The sequence below is a fragment of the Flavobacterium flevense genome (assembly GCF_900142775.1).
Lineage (GTDB): Bacteria > Bacteroidota > Bacteroidia > Flavobacteriales > Flavobacteriaceae > Flavobacterium > Flavobacterium flevense.
Genome location: NZ_FRCC01000005.1, coordinates 1 through 17,544 on the forward strand (window position 1 = coordinate 1; position 17,544 = coordinate 17,544).

Annotated in this window: 19 protein-coding genes; 12 read left to right on the top strand and 7 right to left on the bottom strand. The window is 32.7% G+C overall.

Going from position 1 to position 17,544, the window contains the following annotated elements:
• Positions 1–353 precede the first annotated feature (353 nt).
• Entirely contained in the window at positions 354–728 is a 375-nt protein-coding gene (locus BUB89_RS09510; RefSeq protein ID WP_073244410.1) for a flagellar motor protein MotB, read from the top strand.
• 121 nt (positions 729–849) lie between these two features.
• Here BUB89_RS09510 and BUB89_RS09515 read toward each other — a convergent pair whose 3' ends face one another.
• The 7 genes from BUB89_RS09515 to BUB89_RS09545 form a co-directional block, all read right to left on the bottom strand.
• Positions 850–1,356, bottom strand: a complete 507-nt coding sequence (locus tag BUB89_RS09515; RefSeq protein WP_073244412.1) for a CAP domain-containing protein — start codon at positions 1,354–1,356, stop codon at positions 850–852.
• A gap of 158 nt (positions 1,357–1,514) precedes the next feature.
• Entirely contained in the window at positions 1,515–2,168 is a 654-nt protein-coding gene (gene pdxH / locus BUB89_RS09520; RefSeq protein ID WP_073244414.1) for a pyridoxamine 5'-phosphate oxidase, read from the bottom strand.
• Positions 2,169–2,195: 27 nt separating this feature from the next.
• Positions 2,196–3,101: a ribonuclease Z gene (locus BUB89_RS09525; RefSeq protein WP_073244416.1), complete on the bottom strand. Its 906-nt coding sequence runs from the start codon at positions 3,099–3,101 to the stop codon at positions 2,196–2,198.
• Between the two features lie 85 nt (positions 3,102–3,186).
• Positions 3,187–3,522, bottom strand: coding sequence for a ribonuclease Z (locus BUB89_RS09530; RefSeq protein ID WP_073244418.1), 336 nt, complete (start codon positions 3,520–3,522; stop codon positions 3,187–3,189).
• Positions 3,523–3,572: 50 nt separating this feature from the next.
• Positions 3,573–4,499, bottom strand: coding sequence for an aspartate carbamoyltransferase catalytic subunit (locus tag BUB89_RS09535; protein WP_073244420.1), 927 nt, complete (start codon positions 4,497–4,499; stop codon positions 3,573–3,575).
• 53 nt (positions 4,500–4,552) lie between these two features.
• Positions 4,553–5,092: a bifunctional pyr operon transcriptional regulator/uracil phosphoribosyltransferase PyrR gene (gene pyrR / locus BUB89_RS09540; RefSeq protein WP_073244423.1), complete on the bottom strand. Its 540-nt coding sequence runs from the start codon at positions 5,090–5,092 to the stop codon at positions 4,553–4,555.
• Between the two features lie 488 nt (positions 5,093–5,580).
• On the bottom strand, positions 5,581–7,200 hold the full coding sequence (locus tag BUB89_RS09545; RefSeq protein WP_073244425.1) for an ABC-F family ATP-binding cassette domain-containing protein: 1,620 nt from the start codon (positions 7,198–7,200) through the stop codon (positions 5,581–5,583).
• Positions 7,201–7,420: 220 nt separating this feature from the next.
• Between BUB89_RS09545 and BUB89_RS09550 the strand changes: the two genes are divergently transcribed.
• From BUB89_RS09550 to BUB89_RS09600, 11 genes are all read left to right on the top strand, one after another.
• Positions 7,421–7,639, top strand: a complete 219-nt coding sequence (locus tag BUB89_RS09550; RefSeq protein WP_073244427.1) for a DUF6500 family protein — start codon at positions 7,421–7,423, stop codon at positions 7,637–7,639.
• An 85-nt stretch (positions 7,640–7,724) separates the two neighbouring features.
• A complete protein-coding gene (locus tag BUB89_RS09555; RefSeq protein WP_073244429.1) occupies positions 7,725–8,498 on the top strand; it encodes a Rossmann-like and DUF2520 domain-containing protein in 774 nt (257 codons plus the stop codon).
• On the top strand, positions 8,482–9,009 hold the full coding sequence (locus BUB89_RS09560) for a KdsC family phosphatase (RefSeq protein WP_073244431.1): 528 nt from the start codon (positions 8,482–8,484) through the stop codon (positions 9,007–9,009). The genes BUB89_RS09555 and BUB89_RS09560 overlap by 17 nt, the downstream gene beginning before the upstream one ends.
• 96 nt (positions 9,010–9,105) lie before the next feature.
• Positions 9,106–10,038: a geranylgeranylglycerol-phosphate geranylgeranyltransferase gene (locus BUB89_RS09565; protein ID WP_073244433.1), complete on the top strand. Its 933-nt coding sequence runs from the start codon at positions 9,106–9,108 to the stop codon at positions 10,036–10,038.
• Positions 10,025–10,609 (top strand): Maf-like protein, encoded by a 585-nt coding sequence (locus tag BUB89_RS09570; RefSeq protein WP_073244435.1) that lies wholly within the window; start codon positions 10,025–10,027, stop codon positions 10,607–10,609. The genes BUB89_RS09565 and BUB89_RS09570 overlap by 14 nt, the downstream gene beginning before the upstream one ends.
• An 11-nt stretch (positions 10,610–10,620) precedes the next feature.
• On the top strand, positions 10,621–11,151 hold the full coding sequence (locus tag BUB89_RS09575; protein WP_073244437.1) for a mechanosensitive ion channel domain-containing protein: 531 nt from the start codon (positions 10,621–10,623) through the stop codon (positions 11,149–11,151).
• Between the two features lie 36 nt (positions 11,152–11,187).
• Positions 11,188–13,002, top strand: a complete 1,815-nt coding sequence (locus BUB89_RS09580) for a BamA/TamA family outer membrane protein (RefSeq protein WP_073244439.1) — start codon at positions 11,188–11,190, stop codon at positions 13,000–13,002.
• 86 nt (positions 13,003–13,088) lie between these two features.
• The gene (locus BUB89_RS09585; RefSeq protein WP_073244441.1) at positions 13,089–13,397 is read left to right on the top strand and encodes a hypothetical protein; all 309 of its coding nucleotides are present in this window, start codon (positions 13,089–13,091) and stop codon (positions 13,395–13,397) included.
• Between the two features lie 153 nt (positions 13,398–13,550).
• The gene (locus tag BUB89_RS09590; protein WP_073244443.1) at positions 13,551–14,030 is read left to right on the top strand and encodes a hypothetical protein; all 480 of its coding nucleotides are present in this window, start codon (positions 13,551–13,553) and stop codon (positions 14,028–14,030) included.
• A 351-nt stretch (positions 14,031–14,381) separates the two neighbouring features.
• Complete coding sequence (locus BUB89_RS09595; protein WP_073244445.1) at positions 14,382–14,861, top strand: hypothetical protein; 480 nt, start codon at positions 14,382–14,384, stop codon at positions 14,859–14,861.
• A gap of 136 nt (positions 14,862–14,997) precedes the next feature.
• Complete coding sequence (locus BUB89_RS09600; protein WP_073244447.1) at positions 14,998–17,523, top strand: PIG-L family deacetylase; 2,526 nt, start codon at positions 14,998–15,000, stop codon at positions 17,521–17,523.
• The last annotated feature ends 21 nt before the right edge of the window (positions 17,524–17,544 follow it).

Sequence of the window (17,544 nt, forward strand, 5' to 3'; positions counted from 1 at the left end):
CCAACTGGTTAACAGATGTGCCGACAATGTAAAATGTACCGAAGAAGAACACCAGATGAATCGTAGAAGTGAATTTATCATTACGGATTTGTAATTCTACTCCTTTTTAAAACAATAAAAAAAACCTCGAATTGACTTCGAGGTTTTTTTATAACCTGAAACGATTTCTTTTTTCAACCAAAAAAGGCTACAAAAAATCATAAATTCAGTTATATTTCTGCTTTTTATCAAAAAAAAGACATTAGAATGTTAAACATATATATATTTCTGTTAAATTTAGCAGATATTTTTTTATTTAAATAAAAATACTAACTAATTTTTATCAAAAAAACAGCTGCGATTAATTTACAAGTATGAAAATAACCCCAGTCTTTTTTATCATTTTAGGAAGCTTGTTATGCTGTAATGGCTATTCACAAAACTCAAAAGTTCTTACTGTTGATAAAACAGTAGAAAAATATGCTTTTGTAAATGTGACTAAAACTTATGAAAGAATTGCTGAAAAAGGATATAAATCAATTGATTTATTTCAGAAGCTGGGAAATGCTTTTTATAGTGATTTAAACATGCCTAAAGCTGCCAAATGGTATGGTGAATTATTTGCTATGACAACTGATTTAGATGCCATATATTATGATCAATATGCAAAATCATTATTTGCTATTGGAGAAAATGAAAAAGCCAATACTATTGTGGCAAAATTAAATAATAAATTAAGCAGTAAATGATCTTATTTTTGCTAACAAAAAAAAAGAGTTTATAATATCCAATTATAAACTCTTTTCTAATTTAAGAGAGATAGATTTGGGGCAAATACCTTTCTTATTCTTTATATTAAACTGAAAATAATTAATCTATTCTTGCAAAAATATTAGTATAATATTTTTTTCCTGTAGCAGCATCTTGTCTGATTGATATTCCAAAATGTGTATAATTACCTTCTATGTTTTTCTTGTGTGCCGGACTGTTTAACCATGCAGTTAAAGCTGCCTGTGCACTATTATAATTATAAGCAATATTCTCTCCCACTGTGCTAGCACCTAATAATTTCATAATATTATTAGAACGCTCAACAAAACCATCATGGCTTACCACTTTATTATCTATCATATAATAATCATGCTCCTCTGATTTATAAGATATATGATTAATTTTTTCTAATGGATTCAAACCTATACTTACTCTGTAATCATTAATAAGCTTCATCGTCTCTAATTCTCCTTCATTATACTCATAATTTTCTACAAGTACCGCTGTAGTTAAATCAGCTGTTGTTTCAGCAGAATCTGAAGAGCAAGAATTCATTGTAAACATCACCGCAATTAGCAACATTAATGGGAGTAATTTTACTTTCATAAGCTAGTAGTTTAAGTTTAAAGTAGATTGGGGGCAAACTCTTTAAAGTATTAGTTTTTGTTTTATTACTTACTCAAACATACAACACTTTCTCGATAAACTACAAAAAAAATCGATGAAATGCATGTTTTTTTATAAAAAAAGTGTTTTTTCTTACATCAAGGCGATAATCGTTCTATTTTCCATAAATAATTTTCCTGTAACAAATACCTAATTCTGTCATGCAATCTATTAGCCCTTCCCTGCCAGAATTCAACTTCTACCGGACGAACAAGATAACCTCCCCAATGCTTAGGTCTTTCAATAACTTTATTATCATGAATAATTTCTAATTCTTTTAGATTATTTTCTAAAAATTCACGAGAAGGAATCACTTCACTTTGATTAGAAACAACAGCTCCCAGCTTACTTCCTTCTGGTCTGGAATCAAAATAATTATCTGAAATAATGTCCGGTGTTTTCTCTGCAATTCCTTTTATAATAACCTGACGTTCGGCAGTATGCCAAAAAAAAGAAAGACACACATTCGGGTTTTCTGCAATTGCTTTTCCTTTTTCCGAATTATAATTGGTATAAAAAATAAAACCTTCTTCGTTGTATTTTTTTAATAACACGACTCTGGCTTTAGGGAAACCATCCAGACCAAATGTAGAAACCGTCATAGCGTTAACTTCTGCTCCAGATGCTTCAGTTGTGAAATCTTCTACTTCGTGAAACCAGCGATGAAAAAGATTAATAGGATCTTCCGGAATATTAGTTTCTAATAATTCGCTTTTCTCATAAGATCTTCTGTAATTACTTAAATCTTCCATTATATTTTAATTATAAAAATTATAAAACTACAAATCAAAACTTAGCCCGTCATCTGCTAACAAGACATTAGGGAAAATAGTTGCTGCTTCTGCTTTAAATAAATCGATAGTACTGTAGCGTGTGGAGTAATGCCCTAAAATAAGTTTGCTTACCTGAGCCTTTTTAGCAATCGTAGCTGCTTCTATAGCGGTCGTGTGCATTGTTTTAGCGGCTAATTGCTCTTCTGATTGCAAAAAAGTAGCTTCATGGTACAAAACATCAACTCCGTTAATTATGGGCACAATAGCTTCATTATATACCGTATCAGAACAAAAAGCATAACTCTTAGGCTTTTCAGGGTCAAAAGTAAGAAGGTTATTTAAAACAACTGTTCCGCCATCCAGAACAATATCTTTTCCGTTTTTTATATTCTGAAAATAACATTTCTCAATCTGGTAGTGACGAACAGCTTCTACATTTAACTTTCGCTCGGCAATTTTTTCTTCGAATAAAAATCCATTGGTGTACACACGATGTTTTAAAGGAATGGTTTTTACCTGCACTTTATCATCTTCATAAATAAGTTCACTTTCTTTACTTTCTAATTCATAAAAATGCAGACCAAAATTAGGCCATGAATTTGATAATCGCAATTGAAGCAGGATAATTTCCTTTATTCCTTTTGGACCATAAATGTGCAAATCATTATTGCGATTGAGTAACGAAAAAGTAGATATCAAACCTATTAACCCATAAAAGTGATCCCCATGCAAATGCGAAATGAAGATTTGGTTAATTTTAGAAAATTTGATTTTGTTTTTGCGTAGTTGCACTTGAGTTCCTTCGCCACAATCAATAAGGAAAAAGCGATTTTTAATTTCAAGTAACTGTGAAGTAGGGTTTGTAAAGGTACGCGGAGTTGCTGCATAACAGCCCAGAATAGTTAATTTCAAAGTTTATTTGGTTAACTGGTTATTTGTTTAATCGTTATGTATAAATCATTCGATTAAACTTTTAACGAATAAACTACTAAACGATTTAAAATCCTAAGTCTCTTTCTATTTCTTCCATCTCAATGATATCATGAGCTTCTAATAAAGACGGAACAACGGTAAATTTTTCAGGTAAAGCATTATAATCAAAATCAGATACCACAACAATAAACGATTTTTTAGATTTTTTATGCTTTTTAGACAATGGTAAAAGCAGTTTTAAATCACTTACTTCTAATGCTCCTTTGTATCCTAAAAGGTCAATAATGATATTATGTTTTTCATAACTTTTATATTGATGCGTAACTTTCATCAAAAAAGCTGTAAAATCACCCTGGGTGTCCTTTATAGTAATTGTATGGTCTTTTTGATCTACTTTCATAAAGTTATTTTTTAAGATTACAAAATCTAAAGTTACTAAGATTTTTTGACTTACTTAATTTTTGAAGCCAAAAGATATATAACTGCCATTCTGATTGCTACACCGTTTTCAACCTGATTTAAAATAACAGATTGTCCGGAATCAGCAACTTCAGATGTAATCTCTACTCCCCTGTTTATAGGTCCCGGATGCATGATTACAATTTCCTTATTTAAGGATTCTAATAATGGCTTGTCCACACCGTATTGCTGTGCATATTCTCTGGTTGAAGGAAAATAATTCACATCCATTCTTTCATTCTGAACACGCAACATATTAGCCACATCACACCATTCTAACGCTTTTCTTAAATTAGGTTCTACTTTTACACCCAGTGATTCAATATATTTGGGGATCAAAGTTTTAGGCCCGCAAACTTTTACTTCGGCACCCTGCATTTGCAAAGCATAAATATTAGACAAAGCCACTCTGGAATGGAGAATATCACCCACAATAACCACTTTTTTCCCTGCTACATCACCTAGTTTTTCTCTTATCGAATAACTATCCAGCAAAGCCTGAGTAGGATGTTCATGAGCACCATCACCTGCATTTACAATACTTGCTTTTACATTTTGTGATAAAAAGTGTGCCGCTCCGGGATTAGCATGACGCATAACAACCATATCTACTTTCATCGAAAGAATATTATTTACGGTATCAATAAGCGTTTCCCCTTTTTTAACGGAAGACTGTGCTGCCGAAAAACTAATTACATCGGCTGATAATCTTTTTTGAGCTAATTCAAATGAAAGTTTGGTTCTGGTACTATTTTCGAAAAAAATATTGGCAATGGTAATATCTCGTAACGAAGGCACTTTTTTAATAGGACGATTGATGACTTCTTTAAAATGATCGGCTGTTTCAAAAATAAGGTCTATATCATTCTTGTTAATATATTTGATACCTAATAAATGATCTACGCTTAACTCTTTCATTCTTTTACGATTATTATTTTATTATAGAGGGAATTAGTTGTTTTTAATTGCTATTAATTAGTAACTAAATAAACGGCATCCTCTCCATCATTTTCTTTCCAACTCACTTTTACCTTTTCATTATTAATAGCGTCTACTTGTCGTCCTCTATAATCAGGCTGAATGGGTAAATTACGGCTAAAACGTCTGTCTATTAAAACCAGTAATTCTATTTCTGAAGGTCTCCCAAAAGACTGAACTGCTGTTAAAGCTGCTCTGATGCTTCTTCCGGTATACAATACATCGTCAATAAAAATGACTTTTTTATTTTCTACAATAAAATTAATGTTGGTTTTATTAGCTTCTAATGGTTTTTCGGTTCTTCGAAAATCATCTCTGAAAAAAGTAATGTCTAAATATCCCAATTTAATTTCCGGTGTGTCATATTCTTTTTCTAACACTTCTTTAAGGCGTTCTGCTAAGAATGTTCCTCTGGGTTGAATCCCTATTAATATAGTATCTTTAAAATCGAGGTGTTTTTCAATTAGCTGACAAGCTAAGCGATGAAGGATGATATTGACTTCTTTGGAATTAAGTAAAACTTTTTGAGTCATAGTAAAATATTATATTGGGTGGTGCAAATATACAAATTCCCCTTAATGATTTATTATTAATCAACGTATAAAAAAGCGATGATCATAAACTTTAAATCAAATCAAACTGATAATTTTTTAAAAATAAAACAACCTCTGATTGTTAGTTTTATTTAAATCCTTAAATATTAGAACTTTTCTCAAAAATTCTGTAAACTCTTTTTTAAGGGTTTCCTGTAATTTTACTACATAGAAATTAATTAAAACCTCAAAATCATGCAAAACAATATTACCCGTTTGTTAATGGTATTCGTAATACTATTTTCATTTACAAGTTGCGAACTCGTTGGAGACATTTTTCAAGCCGGAATGGGAGTCGGAATATTTCTTGTGATATTTGTAATCGCCATAATCATTTGGATTTTCGTTAAATTGTTCCGATAAAAACATAAAAAAAATCCCGTCTCGTTCTAAAAAAACGAGACGGGATTTCTTTATTGATATAACTATTACAAGTTGTACATCTTTTTTCTTTGTTCCTGAATCTTTTCATCATCAAGATATTCATCAAAGGTCATGTAACGGTCAATAGCACCATTAGGTGTTAACTCCACTACCCTGTTACCCACAGTTTGTGCAAACTCGTGGTCATGAGTGGTAAAAATAACCGAACCTTTAAAGTTTTTTAATGAATTATTAAAAGCTGTAATCGATTCCAGATCCAGGTGATTTGTAGGTTCATCAAGCATCAAAATATTAGCACGTTCCATCATCATTCTGGACAACATACAACGTACTTTTTCTCCTCCTGACAATACACGACTTGTTTTTAAAGCTTCTTCTCCTGAGAAAATCATTTTCCCTAAAAACCCTCTGATAAAAACCTCATCACGCTCTTCTTCTGTTTTTGCGTATTGACGCAACCAATCTACTAATGACAAATCATTTTCAAAAAAAGAATGATTTTCAGCCGGTAAATAAGCCTGATTTGTTGTAATTCCCCAGTCAAAAGTTCCGGAATCAGCATTTTGATTTCCATTCAAAATTTCGTAAAAAGCAGTAGTAGCGCGGGAATCTTTAGAAAATAATACAATTTTATCGCCTTTTGCCATGTTTAAATGAACATCTTTAAACAAAAGTTCGCCATCAACAGAAGCACTTAAGCCTTCCACATTCAAAATCTGATCTCCGGCTTCACGATCCTGATCAAAAATAATAGCAGGATAACGACGGCTTGAAGGTTTAATTTCAGAAATATTTAATTTGGAAATCATTTTTTTACGGGAAGTTGCTTGTTTTGATTTGGCAACATTCGCACTAAAACGACGAATAAATTCTTCCAGTTCCTGTTTCTTTTCTTCGGCTTTCTTATTTTGTTGTGCTCTTTGTTTTGCCGCTAATTGACTGGATTCATACCAGAAAGTATAGTTTCCGGAGTAATGATTTATTTTTCCAAAATCAATATCCGAAATATGCGTACAAACTGCATCTAAAAAGTGACGGTCGTGCGATACTACAATTACGGTATTTTCATAGTTAGCTAAGAAATTCTCTAACCAGGCGATCGTTTCAAAATCCAGGTCGTTAGTAGGCTCATCCATAATCAATACATCAGGATTTCCAAAAAGTGCCTGTGCCAAAAGGACACGAACTTTTATTTTACCTTCTAAATCCCCCATTAATGTATAATGATGTTCTTCGCCAATACCTAAGTTAGACAACATTGACGCAGCATCTGAATCAGCATTCCAACCGTTCATTTCTTCAAACTGCACTTGCAATTCTCCAATTCTGTCGGCATTTTTATCATTGTAATCTAAATACAATTCATCCATTTCTTTCTTAACAGCATACAGGATTTTATTTCCCATCAACACTGTTTCTAAAACCGTATGCTCATCAAACATGTTGTGATTTTGGTTCAAAACCGACATACGTTTTCCCGGTTCAAGATGTATGTGTCCCGAAGTAGGATCCATTTCGCCGGAAATTATTTTTAGAAAAGTTGATTTTCCAGCACCATTAGCACCAATAACGCCATAGATATTACCGTGAGTAAAAGTGGTATTTACTTCGTCAAATAAAATTCGTTTGCCAAACTGAACTGATAAATTATTTACTGTTAACATGAATATTTTTTATAAAATTTGCTGCAAAAGTACAAAAAATTACCTATACCAGCGAATGTCATTCTAAAGGTTTTTAAAACCAGGTTTTGATATGCTCTGGATCCGATTTTTCAAAAAATCATGTGCTGAGAGTAAAAAAACATACATTTGATTAAAAATAGTTTCTGAAAGTATATTCTTTATTTAAATTTCGAAAAAAAAAACTATAAAAAAAATTAAAATGAACGCCTCAATAATCCAAAAAATAATTACAGTTTGCAATGAGAAAATTGAAAAAAAGGGAGAAAATGTCGGACTCTCTTTTTATGCTTTTTTTGCCAATAAAAATGATAATCCTGCTCTTTTAATGGAAGTTGCACAATGGTGGATAATGAAACATCAACTGGATCATTTTGAAAAAGCAGTAAAAATTAGAGATATGATTCAAAAAGGCTTATAAATTCTTCTGGGTGATTTTCATTTCTCCCGATTATAGTGCCTTTTTATTATTCACAGAGAATGAGTTTTTTTGTTAATTTTGCGTTATGATTAAAATAAGTATTATTGGCTCCGGAAATGTGGCACAACATCTTATTACTACCTTTCTGCATCTTGAAGAACTGAGTAATGATGTAGCATTGACACAGGTATTCTCCAGAAAAAAAGAAAGTCTCACACCGCTGCTTAGTTTTGAAAAAATAACGGACGACTTCAATAAGCTACAAGAAGCTGATTTATATATCATTGCCGTTTCTGATGATGCGATACAAAGTGTTTCGGCTCAGCTTCCATTCAAAAATCGTTTGGTCGTGCATACATCAGGAAGTGTTCCCTTAACAGTATTGGATTCTAATAATCGAAAAGGGGTATTTTATCCTTTGCAAACTTTTACTAAGGGAAAAGCAGTCAATTTCAGAGAAATTCCTATTTGTCTGGAAGCAGAAAACGCATATGATTATCAACTGTTAGACAAAGTGGCCAAACTAATTTCAGATAAAGTGTATGCAATCAATTCCGAACAAAGAAAAGCCTTGCATGTAGCAGCCGTTTTTGTCAATAATTTTACCAATCACCTGTATGCAATTGGAAACGAAATTTGCATTGAAAACCAAATTCCGTTTGACATTTTAAAACCATTAATGCAGGAAACTGTAGATAAAGTAATGACTCTTTTGCCTGATGAAGCACAAACCGGTCCGGCTGTTCGCAATGATGAGAAAACAATTGCTGCTCACGAGGCCTTTTTAAAAGACGAAAACCAATTAAAATTATATAAAACCCTAACCCAATCAATTCAGCAGAATGGCAAAAAGTTATAAAGAAATAATGAACGACATCACAACCTTTATTTTTGATGTTGATGGCGTACTTACCGATGGCTCCGTATTTGTAAACAATGATGGTGAAATGTCACGAACTATGAATATCCGCGATGGCTATGCCCTGAAAGCAGCTGTAGAAAATGGCTATAATGTATGTGTAATTTCGGGCGGAAGCAATGAAGGTGTACGGGTGCGTTTGCGCAATTTAGGAATTACCAATATTCATCTAGGTACACCGGACAAAGTAGAAACTTTTGACGAATACATTGATATTCATCAAATAAAACAGGAGCAAATTTTATATATGGGTGATGACATTCCTGATTATCATGTGATGAAATTAGTAGCTTTACCAACTTGTCCGCAGGATGCCTGTCCTGAAATTAAAAGTATCAGCAAATACATTTCGCACAAAAAAGGCGGAAAAGGGGCTGTACGGGATGTCATAGAACAAGTTATGAAAGTACAGGGTAAATGGATGAAAAATTTTGATGCCAAATATGATTAAAAGTGAGAAGTTTGAAGTTAGAAGTAATCCGTATTCTATATTCTGAAATCTGTCTTCCGGCTACCAGCTCCCTACTTCTAACTCCCAATAAAAAACATGAATTTCCTAAAACTCATTCGATATAAAAATTTATTGATGCTTGCTTTAATGCAGCTTATTTTCAGGTATGGATTTTTGAAACTACAAAATATCGGTTTGGCGCTGACTGACTGGCAATACGGTTTATTGGTTTTAAGTACGATCCTGATTGCTGCGGCAGGTTATGTAATCAATGATATTTTTGATCAGCAAACTGATCTTGAAAACAAACCTCATAAAGTCGTTGTAGGCAAAAGCATTTCAGAAAACAAGGCTTATAATATGTATGCTCTTTTAAACATCAGCGGAGTTGCGATAGGGTTTTATTTGTCTAATGTGATTTTGCGTCCTAATTTTGCCGCTATTTTCGTTTTAGTTGCCGCAACCCTTTACATCTATGCCACGAGTTTGAAACAAATGCTCCTCATAGGCAATATTATTGTTGCTTTATTGTTATCTGTAAGTGTTCTGATTATTGGCGTATTTGATGTTTTTCCGGCAACGGATTATGCCAATCAGGAAGTAATGGCAAATATGTTTTCCATTCTTATAGACTATGCTATTTTTGCTTTTATGATTAATTTGCTGCGTGAAATTGTAAAAGATCTGGAAGATTTTGATGGCGATTACAAGCAGGGAATGAAAACATTAGCTATTTATTTAGGAATAAAAAAAACATCAAAACTAGTTTGTGTATTAAGTATCATCCCGATACTGTGTTTACTGAATTACATGAACACCTATCTGATTACCAATAATCTGATTGTGGCTGTTATTTACGGTTTGCTTTTTATTTTAGGTCCAATGCTTTATTTTAGTATCAAAATAGCAACTGCACAATCAAAAACGGAATTTATTCATTTAAGTAAAGTCCTGAAATGGATCCTTTTTTTCGGAATTGTATCTGTATTAATTATCACTTTAAATATACAATGGAATGCTTCGAGATAAATTAAAAAATTACAAAATCATATTAGCTTCGGGTTCTCCCAGAAGGCAACAGTTTTTCAAAGATCTTGATTTGGATTTTGAAATTCGATTAAAAGAAATAGAAGAAATCTTTCCGCCGGAACTACAAAGAGAAGAAATCACTAATTATCTGGCTCAATTAAAAGCTGCTGCATTTGAAGGAGAATTAAACAGCAATGAGATTCTGGTAACCAGTGACACTATAGTCTGGCATAACGAAAAAGCAGTAGGAAAACCAAAAGATGCTCAGGATGCTTTTGCTATTTTAAAATCCTTGTCTAATGCTACTCATGAAGTAATTACTTCTGTTTGCTTTAAAAGCAATTTAAAAACGGAGATGCTGTATGAAATTACCAAAGTCACTTTTAACAAACTAAGTGATGAAGCCATTGCTTATTACATTGAAAACTACAAACCTTTTGACAAGGCGGGAGCTTATGGAATCCAGGAATGGATTGGGTTTATTGGCGTTTCAAAAATCGAAGGTTCTTATGCCAATGTAATTGGGCTTCCGGTAGATAAAGTGTACCAATATTTGACTAATTTAGCTTAAAAACAGAAAAAATGACTTTTTTTAAAGATTATACACACGAATTAATTATAAGCGGCATTTTAGTGGTACTTATTATCATCTTACGAATGGTATCTACTAATTTAGTACGTCGGTTTGCTAAAACTTCCCATATTATTGAATACCGAACTAATTTAGTGATTAAATACATTCATTTATTGATTACTATTTTAGCACTTATTGCCGTAGTTGTTATTTGGGGAGTACACCCTAAAGATATTGTTATTGCCGTATCATCAATAGCTACAGTTGTGGGAGTTGCTATGGTAGCACAATGGTCAATATTGAGTAATATAACTTCCGGAGTTATTTTGTTTTTTTCTTTTCCTTTTAAAATTGGCGACAGCATCCGAATTCATGATAAAGATTTCCCAATTATGGGCGAAATAGAAGACATTACGGCTTTTCACATTCTTTTAAAAACAGAAGAAGGCGAACAGGTTGTTTACCCTAACAATCTTTTATTTCAAAAAGGCATTTCAATTTTTACCAGCCATTATGAAGAAAAAGAATTTATGGATTAATTTTTGTAGAAAAGAAATCTTTTAAACGACTTTTTAATGTCAACCCTCTCTAAAATAGCCACTTTTATTTTATTGTTCTTTTGCTTTCAATTTTTGCATTCGCAAAATAAAACAGCGCAAAAAGACCCTTCAAAACTTCCTGCTATTTTAGCACAGCCAAAAAATAAGACGGCCAAATTTTTTCATAAGTTAATATTTAAACCCACTAAATCTAAAAAAGCAAGAAAAAAAACGGTTGATCCAAAACATTTAGATGCTGATGGTAAAATCATTCGAAATATCAATATTGTCACGCTGGATCCTTTTGGGTATTCCGAAATTGATACTACCAAAGTTCCCAATAACTGGTCTGAAAAAACGGGAAACTGGCTGCATTTGAAATCAAAACAACTCGCTATTAAAAACATACTGCTTTTCAAGAAAAACAAAGCTTATAGTTTACTGGAAATCAAGGAATCCGAACGTTTATTGAGAAGTCAGAAATTCATCAACAGGGTTACCATTACTGAAAAATTAGTTGGTCCGGAATCAGATTCCGTTGATGTCTATATACGGGTTTTAGATTCCTGGAGTTCCATTCCTAAATTTTCTGCTTCGGGTTCCCGAATAGGAATTGGTCTCAAGGAGCGTAATTTTTTTGGTATAGGACATCAATTGGATTATTACTATTCTCATCGTACAGCAGATAAAAAAGATGCCAATACGATTAGTTATCTGATACCAAATATCAAAAACTCTTTTGTTAGCACACAATTGAACTATAGGAATGATTTCGAAAATTATTATTCTAAAGGAATTATCATCGAACGTCCTTTTTACTCTCCTTTGACAAAATGGGCAGGCGGAATTGCAATTAGTCAAAATTATTTAAAGGATAGTATTCAGGATACAAACAATGCCTATATTTCACAGGATTTTAAATACAATAATCAAAATTTCTGGGTTGGAAAAGCTTTCAACATCTTTAAAGCCGATGCAGTTACTGACCGAACGACAAATTTAATTGTAAGTGCCCGATTTTCAAATACCGATTATACTATTGCTCCATCAGCAGTTTTAGATCCAATTAATTTTTATACGTCAGAAAAATTACTCCTTAGCGGAATAGGAATTAACACCCGGCAATTTGTTCAGGAACGCTATATTTTTAAAAATGGTCAGATAGAAGATGTACCCATAGGCCGAATTTACGGTATAACCGGTGGTTACCAATACAAAAACCAACAGTGGCGAAGGTATCTGGGTGCTCAGGTTTCTTTTGGGAATTACCATAAATGGGGATTTTTAAGTACTAATTTTGAAATAGGCAGTTATTTTAATAAATCAAAAACAGAACAGACTACAATTGCATTCCAAGCCAATTATTTCACCAATCTTTTAGAAATTGGTAAATGGAAAATAAGGCAGTTTATAAAACCTCAAATAACCATTGGTATCAACAGGCAAAATAGTTTAGGTGATTTGTTAACCATTAATGAAAACAACGGTATTCAGGGATTTAACAGTCCGGTATATGGCACTCAAAAAATGCTGTTAACGCTCCAGACCCAATCGTATGCTCCAAGAGAAATATGGGGTTTCAGACTTAATCCTTACATTAACTACAGTTTAGCGATGATAGGAAATAAAAACAATCCTATGCAAAAGAATCAGACCTATTCTAAAATTGGAATAGGAATCCTGATTAGCAATGATTATTTGGTTTTCAGTTCCTTTCAGCTCTCTTTGTCTTATTACCCAAAAATTCCGTTTCAGGGTAATGGAATTTTTAAAACCAATGCTTTTGAAACTACTGACTTTGGATTTCAGAATTTTGAATTAGAACAACCCAACATTATTCCTTTTAAATAAAAAAAATAGTCTTAACAGTTTACTTAAACAAATTATTAAGTATATTTATAAAAAGAATTCTGATTTTTAATTTAACCTTATTAAGTATGAAAAAACTAAGTTTTTATTTGATGGTTATGATACTATCATTAGGAGTATTACCAACAAGCACTTATGCGGCAGAAAAACCCAAAGCAGAAACCCCTAAAGAAATCCCTGCTGAAGTTCAGACAATGCTTAACCGCCTCAATGAAATTAAAGAAATGGATAAATCAAATTTATCTTCTTCTGAAAAAAAAGAGCTGCGAACCGAAGTTAAAACAATTAAAAAGACTTTAAAATCATCAGGTCATGGAATTTACCTGTCGGTTGGGGCAATTATTATAATTATACTTTTATTAATTTTATTGATTTAAAAATCAATATATTGGCTTTAAAACGCAGCTCCTTTTTTATAATGAGCTGCGTTTTTTTTAGTACCAATTAAACTTCCACTCTTTTTTTGGCACAATAATTGGCTTTAGACATATAACAATGAATTTTAAAAACATTTTAAAAAAATAGAAATCATGAAAACATTAAAATTATTAGCTGCAGGGATTCTATTATTAGCAACTACTGCAACTACTCAGGCACAAGTATCTGTAAATGTAAACATAGGAACACCACCTGCATGGGGACCGGCAGGATATTCTAACATTGATTATTATTATATTCCTGATATCCAAAGTTATTATGACATACGCCTTTCGCAATTTATCTATTTTGGAAACGGAAGATGGATACGTTCCAGAAACCTGCCACAACAATACCGTAATTACGACTTATACAACGGTTACAAAGTAGTCCTGCATGATTACCATGGAAGATCTCCTTATGTTCATTACAAAACTCATAAAGCAAAATACCACAAAGGATATAAAGGAAAACCACAAAAAGCAATTGGTCACAGAAACAATGGTAAGCATGACTACAAACACAATTCCGGAAACCATAATTCTAATCGTGGGAATGGAAATGGAAAAGGAAATGGTAACGGAAAACATTAATTTTTATAAACTCTAAATACTAAAGAAACGCTATTTGCGTTTCTTTTTTTGTACCGTTTCTATATGTTAAAAAAAAGTTAACAGAAAAAACGTTTGTATGTAATTCGAACTCAACTCAATTTTAAATATCTTTTTTATAAAAAACTATTTTATCTAAATGGATTGATTAAGAAAGCAAACAAACACGAAGAAAAACAAATGCTGTTTATAATAAAAATACAGAAAAAAGCTTTTTTCGAAATTAAAAATAGTTAATAAAAAGTTAATAAAATAATTTTGGCATACTAATTGAAAATAACCTAACAGAAGAAAAAACATAAACCCCAAAATAACTTTAAAAAAGTAGAAATCATGAAAACATTAAAATTAATCGCTGCAGCTATGTTTTTATTAGGTGCAGGCACGTCTCAGGCACAAGTTTCAGTAAATGTAAATATAGGTGCGCCAGTTGTTGTAAGACCGGCATGGATTCCTCAAAATCATGTAAACGTAGATTTTTATTATATTCCGGAAATCCAGTCCTATTATGATGTAAACGCTTCTTTGTATGTGTATTTAAATAACGGAAACTGGGTTCGCACCAGATACGTTCCTGTACACTACAGAAATTATGATTTGAACCATGCTCATCGAATTGCACTAAGAGGTTACCATGGAAGCCGTCCTTACAATTATTATAATAACCATAAAGTGAGATATTATAATGACCGAAATTATAATAACAGATATTCCGAAGGACGCCGTTACAACAAGCATCATTACTATGCTGATAACCGTAAATCAAACGGCAAACATTATAAAAAGAATAATCACTGGCGTCATGACGACTAATGTTATTCCAAGATAAAAAAGGCGAATTTCGTTTGAAATTCGCCTTTTTACGTTGAACCCATTTATGCCGGAAAGACATTTCATTCCATGAAAATAATTACTACATTTGGACTTATTGCAATTAAATTACATTAAGATGCTTAATAATAAACAGCTATTTATTTTTATATCCTTTTTTATATTTCAATTTTCATCAGCACAAAAACCACAAAAATGGAATGCTGTTGAAATACATAACCAAATTCAGAAATTAAATTTTCTGGGGAGTGTTCTTTATATTGCTGCACATCCTGATGATGAAAATACCCGACTCATTTCCTATTTATCCAATGAAAAAAAAGCCCGCACCGCTTATTTATCGTTAACGCGTGGTGACGGAGGACAAAATTTAATTGGTTCCGAATTAAGAGAATTATTAGGTGTGATTAGAACTCAGGAACTTATTGAGGCTCGAAAAATTGATGGTGGAGAACAATTTTTTTCCCGTGCCAATGATTTTGGGTTTTCAAAAAATCCTGATGAAACATTCGAAATTTGGGATAAAGAAAAAGTATTAGCTGATGTAGTCTGGGCAATCCGAAAATTCCGTCCTGATGTTATCATTAATCGGTTTGACCACCGCTCACCCGGAACAACTCATGGACATCATACCGCTTCGGCTATTTTAAGTGTCGAAAGTTTTGACCTCAGCAACAACCCAAAAAGCTTTCCTGAACAATTAAAACACTATAATCCGTGGCAGCCTAAAAGACTTTTCTTTAATCCTTCTGTTTGGTTTTATGGAAGCCAGGAAAAATTTGATGCAGCTGATAAATCTAATTTCATTACTCTTGAAACAGGGGTTTATTATGCCGGTTTAGGGAAATCCAATCAGGAAATTGCCGCATTAAGCAGAAGCAGCCATAAATCACAAGGTTTTGGAAGTACTGGATCCCGTGGAAAAGAAAGCGAATATCTGGAACTTATTGACGGAGAAAAAATAAAAGATAAAGCCAATTTGTTTGATGGTATAGACACCAGCTGGAATCGGATCAAAAATGGAAAAGAGATTGGCGAATTAGTAACTAAAATAGAAACTGATTTTAATTTTTCCAATCCCGCTGCTTCTGTTCCTGATTTGGTTAAAGCCTATACACTGATTGCTGATTTAGATGAAAATCATTGGAAAACGGTCAAATTAGAAGAACTGAAAAATATTATCACCGCCTGTTCCGGTTTGTATCTTGAAGCTGTTTCTAATGTACAGCAAACCACACCCGGAAGTACGATTCAATTAAGAATTGAAGCTATTAACAGAAGTATTACTCCTGTAGAACTGAACAGTATTACTGCATTTCCGTCTCAAAAAAACACGGTTTTAAATAAGGTTTTAAACAACAATTTTTCAGAGAATTTCTCTGTAGATTTAGAATTGCCTGAAAATTTAGAATACAGTCAGCCTTACTGGTTAAAAGAAAAAGGAACGACAGGAATGTATCAGGTTTCAGAGCAAAAGAATATAGGTATCCCTGATATTATAAGGAATATCAAATTGCAATTTAATTTAAAAATTAACGGAATTGCTATTCCTGTAGAACGTACCGTTGTTTATAAATACAATGACAAGGTTAACGGAGAAATGTATAATTACCTTGATATTATTCCGGAGGTCAGTACCCGAATTTTAGATCAGGTTTCTTTTTTTAATGATGGCAAAACTAAAAAAATAGCCGTTCAGGTAAAAGCAGGTAAAGACAATATTGATGGAAATGTACGATTAGAAGTTGCCGAAAACTGGATTGTTGATCCTCTATCAACCTCTTTTAATCTGGAAAAAAAGGAACATGAAAAAACAGTTTATTTTGATGTCACACCTCCTGAAAACACCTCCGAAATTATAGCTAAAAGTGTTGCAGTTGTTAATTCTAAGGAAATTGACAAAGAACAAATTATCATCGATTATGATCATATTTCAAAACAACAGGTGCTGCTGGCAGCAGAATCTAAATTCAAAAAATTAGATTTAAAAATCACCAATGAAAGAATTGGTTACATAATGGGTGCCGGAGATGAAGTCCCTGAATGCCTGATTCAGATGGGATACCCCGTGACTTTACTCACTGTAGAAGAAGATATTAACACCCGAAATTTAAACAATTTTGATGTTATTATTACCGGAATTCGTGCTTATAATGTACTTCCTACTTTAAAAAACAGACAGCATTTATTACTGGAATTTGTGAAAAGAGGAAAAACTTTAATTGTACAATACAACACGCCTGATAGAAATATTCCCAATAACATTGCACCTTATCCATTAACAATATCCAGTGACAGAGTTACGGATGAGAATGCAACGGTTCAATTTTTAGCACCTAATCATGCTATTTTAAATTATCCGAATAAAATAACCGAAAAAGATTTTAAAGGTTGGACTCAGGAGCAGGGCTTGTATTATCCCAATCAATTTGACGCAGCTTTCACCCCTATCCTGTCTTCCCATGACAAAGGAGAAACGGATAAAAAAGGAGCATTATTAGTCGCAGCTTATGGAAAAGGGCACTATATTTATACTGGTTTAAGTTTGTTCAGAGAACTCCCAATGGGAGTTTCAGGTGCGTATCGTTTAGTGGCTAATATGATTTCATTAAAAACTGCCGAGACCGAAGAAGCACCAAAATAAAACACAACAAAACATTGAAAA

Coding starts and splice junctions, on each gene's coding strand:
- BUB89_RS09600 (WP_073244447.1), top strand. CDS start 14,998: ATGCTTAATAATAAACAGCTATTTATTTTTATATCCTTTTTTATATTT.
- BUB89_RS09560 (WP_073244431.1), top strand. CDS start 8,482: ATGGCAAAAAGTTATAAAGAAATAATGAACGACATCACAACCTTTATT.
- BUB89_RS09530 (WP_073244418.1), bottom strand. CDS start 3,522: ATGAAAGTAGATCAAAAAGACCATACAATTACTATAAAGGACACCCAG.
- BUB89_RS09565 (WP_073244433.1), top strand. CDS start 9,106: ATGAATTTCCTAAAACTCATTCGATATAAAAATTTATTGATGCTTGCT.
- BUB89_RS09595 (WP_073244445.1), top strand. CDS start 14,382: ATGAAAACATTAAAATTAATCGCTGCAGCTATGTTTTTATTAGGTGCA.
- BUB89_RS09575 (WP_073244437.1), top strand. CDS start 10,621: ATGACTTTTTTTAAAGATTATACACACGAATTAATTATAAGCGGCATT.
- pdxH (WP_073244414.1), bottom strand. CDS start 2,168: ATGGAAGATTTAAGTAATTACAGAAGATCTTATGAGAAAAGCGAATTA.
- BUB89_RS09550 (WP_073244427.1), top strand. CDS start 7,421: ATGAACGCCTCAATAATCCAAAAAATAATTACAGTTTGCAATGAGAAA.
- BUB89_RS09555 (WP_073244429.1), top strand. CDS start 7,725: ATGATTAAAATAAGTATTATTGGCTCCGGAAATGTGGCACAACATCTT.
- BUB89_RS09590 (WP_073244443.1), top strand. CDS start 13,551: ATGAAAACATTAAAATTATTAGCTGCAGGGATTCTATTATTAGCAACT.
- pyrR (WP_073244423.1), bottom strand. CDS start 5,092: ATGACTCAAAAAGTTTTACTTAATTCCAAAGAAGTCAATATCATCCTT.
- BUB89_RS09510 (WP_073244410.1), top strand. CDS start 354: ATGAAAATAACCCCAGTCTTTTTTATCATTTTAGGAAGCTTGTTATGC.
- BUB89_RS09545 (WP_073244425.1), bottom strand. CDS start 7,200: ATGTTAACAGTAAATAATTTATCAGTTCAGTTTGGCAAACGAATTTTA.
- BUB89_RS09580 (WP_073244439.1), top strand. CDS start 11,188: ATGTCAACCCTCTCTAAAATAGCCACTTTTATTTTATTGTTCTTTTGC.
- BUB89_RS09570 (WP_073244435.1), top strand. CDS start 10,025: ATGCTTCGAGATAAATTAAAAAATTACAAAATCATATTAGCTTCGGGT.
- BUB89_RS09585 (WP_073244441.1), top strand. CDS start 13,089: ATGAAAAAACTAAGTTTTTATTTGATGGTTATGATACTATCATTAGGA.
- BUB89_RS09515 (WP_073244412.1), bottom strand. CDS start 1,356: ATGAAAGTAAAATTACTCCCATTAATGTTGCTAATTGCGGTGATGTTT.
- BUB89_RS09535 (WP_073244420.1), bottom strand. CDS start 4,499: ATGAAAGAGTTAAGCGTAGATCATTTATTAGGTATCAAATATATTAAC.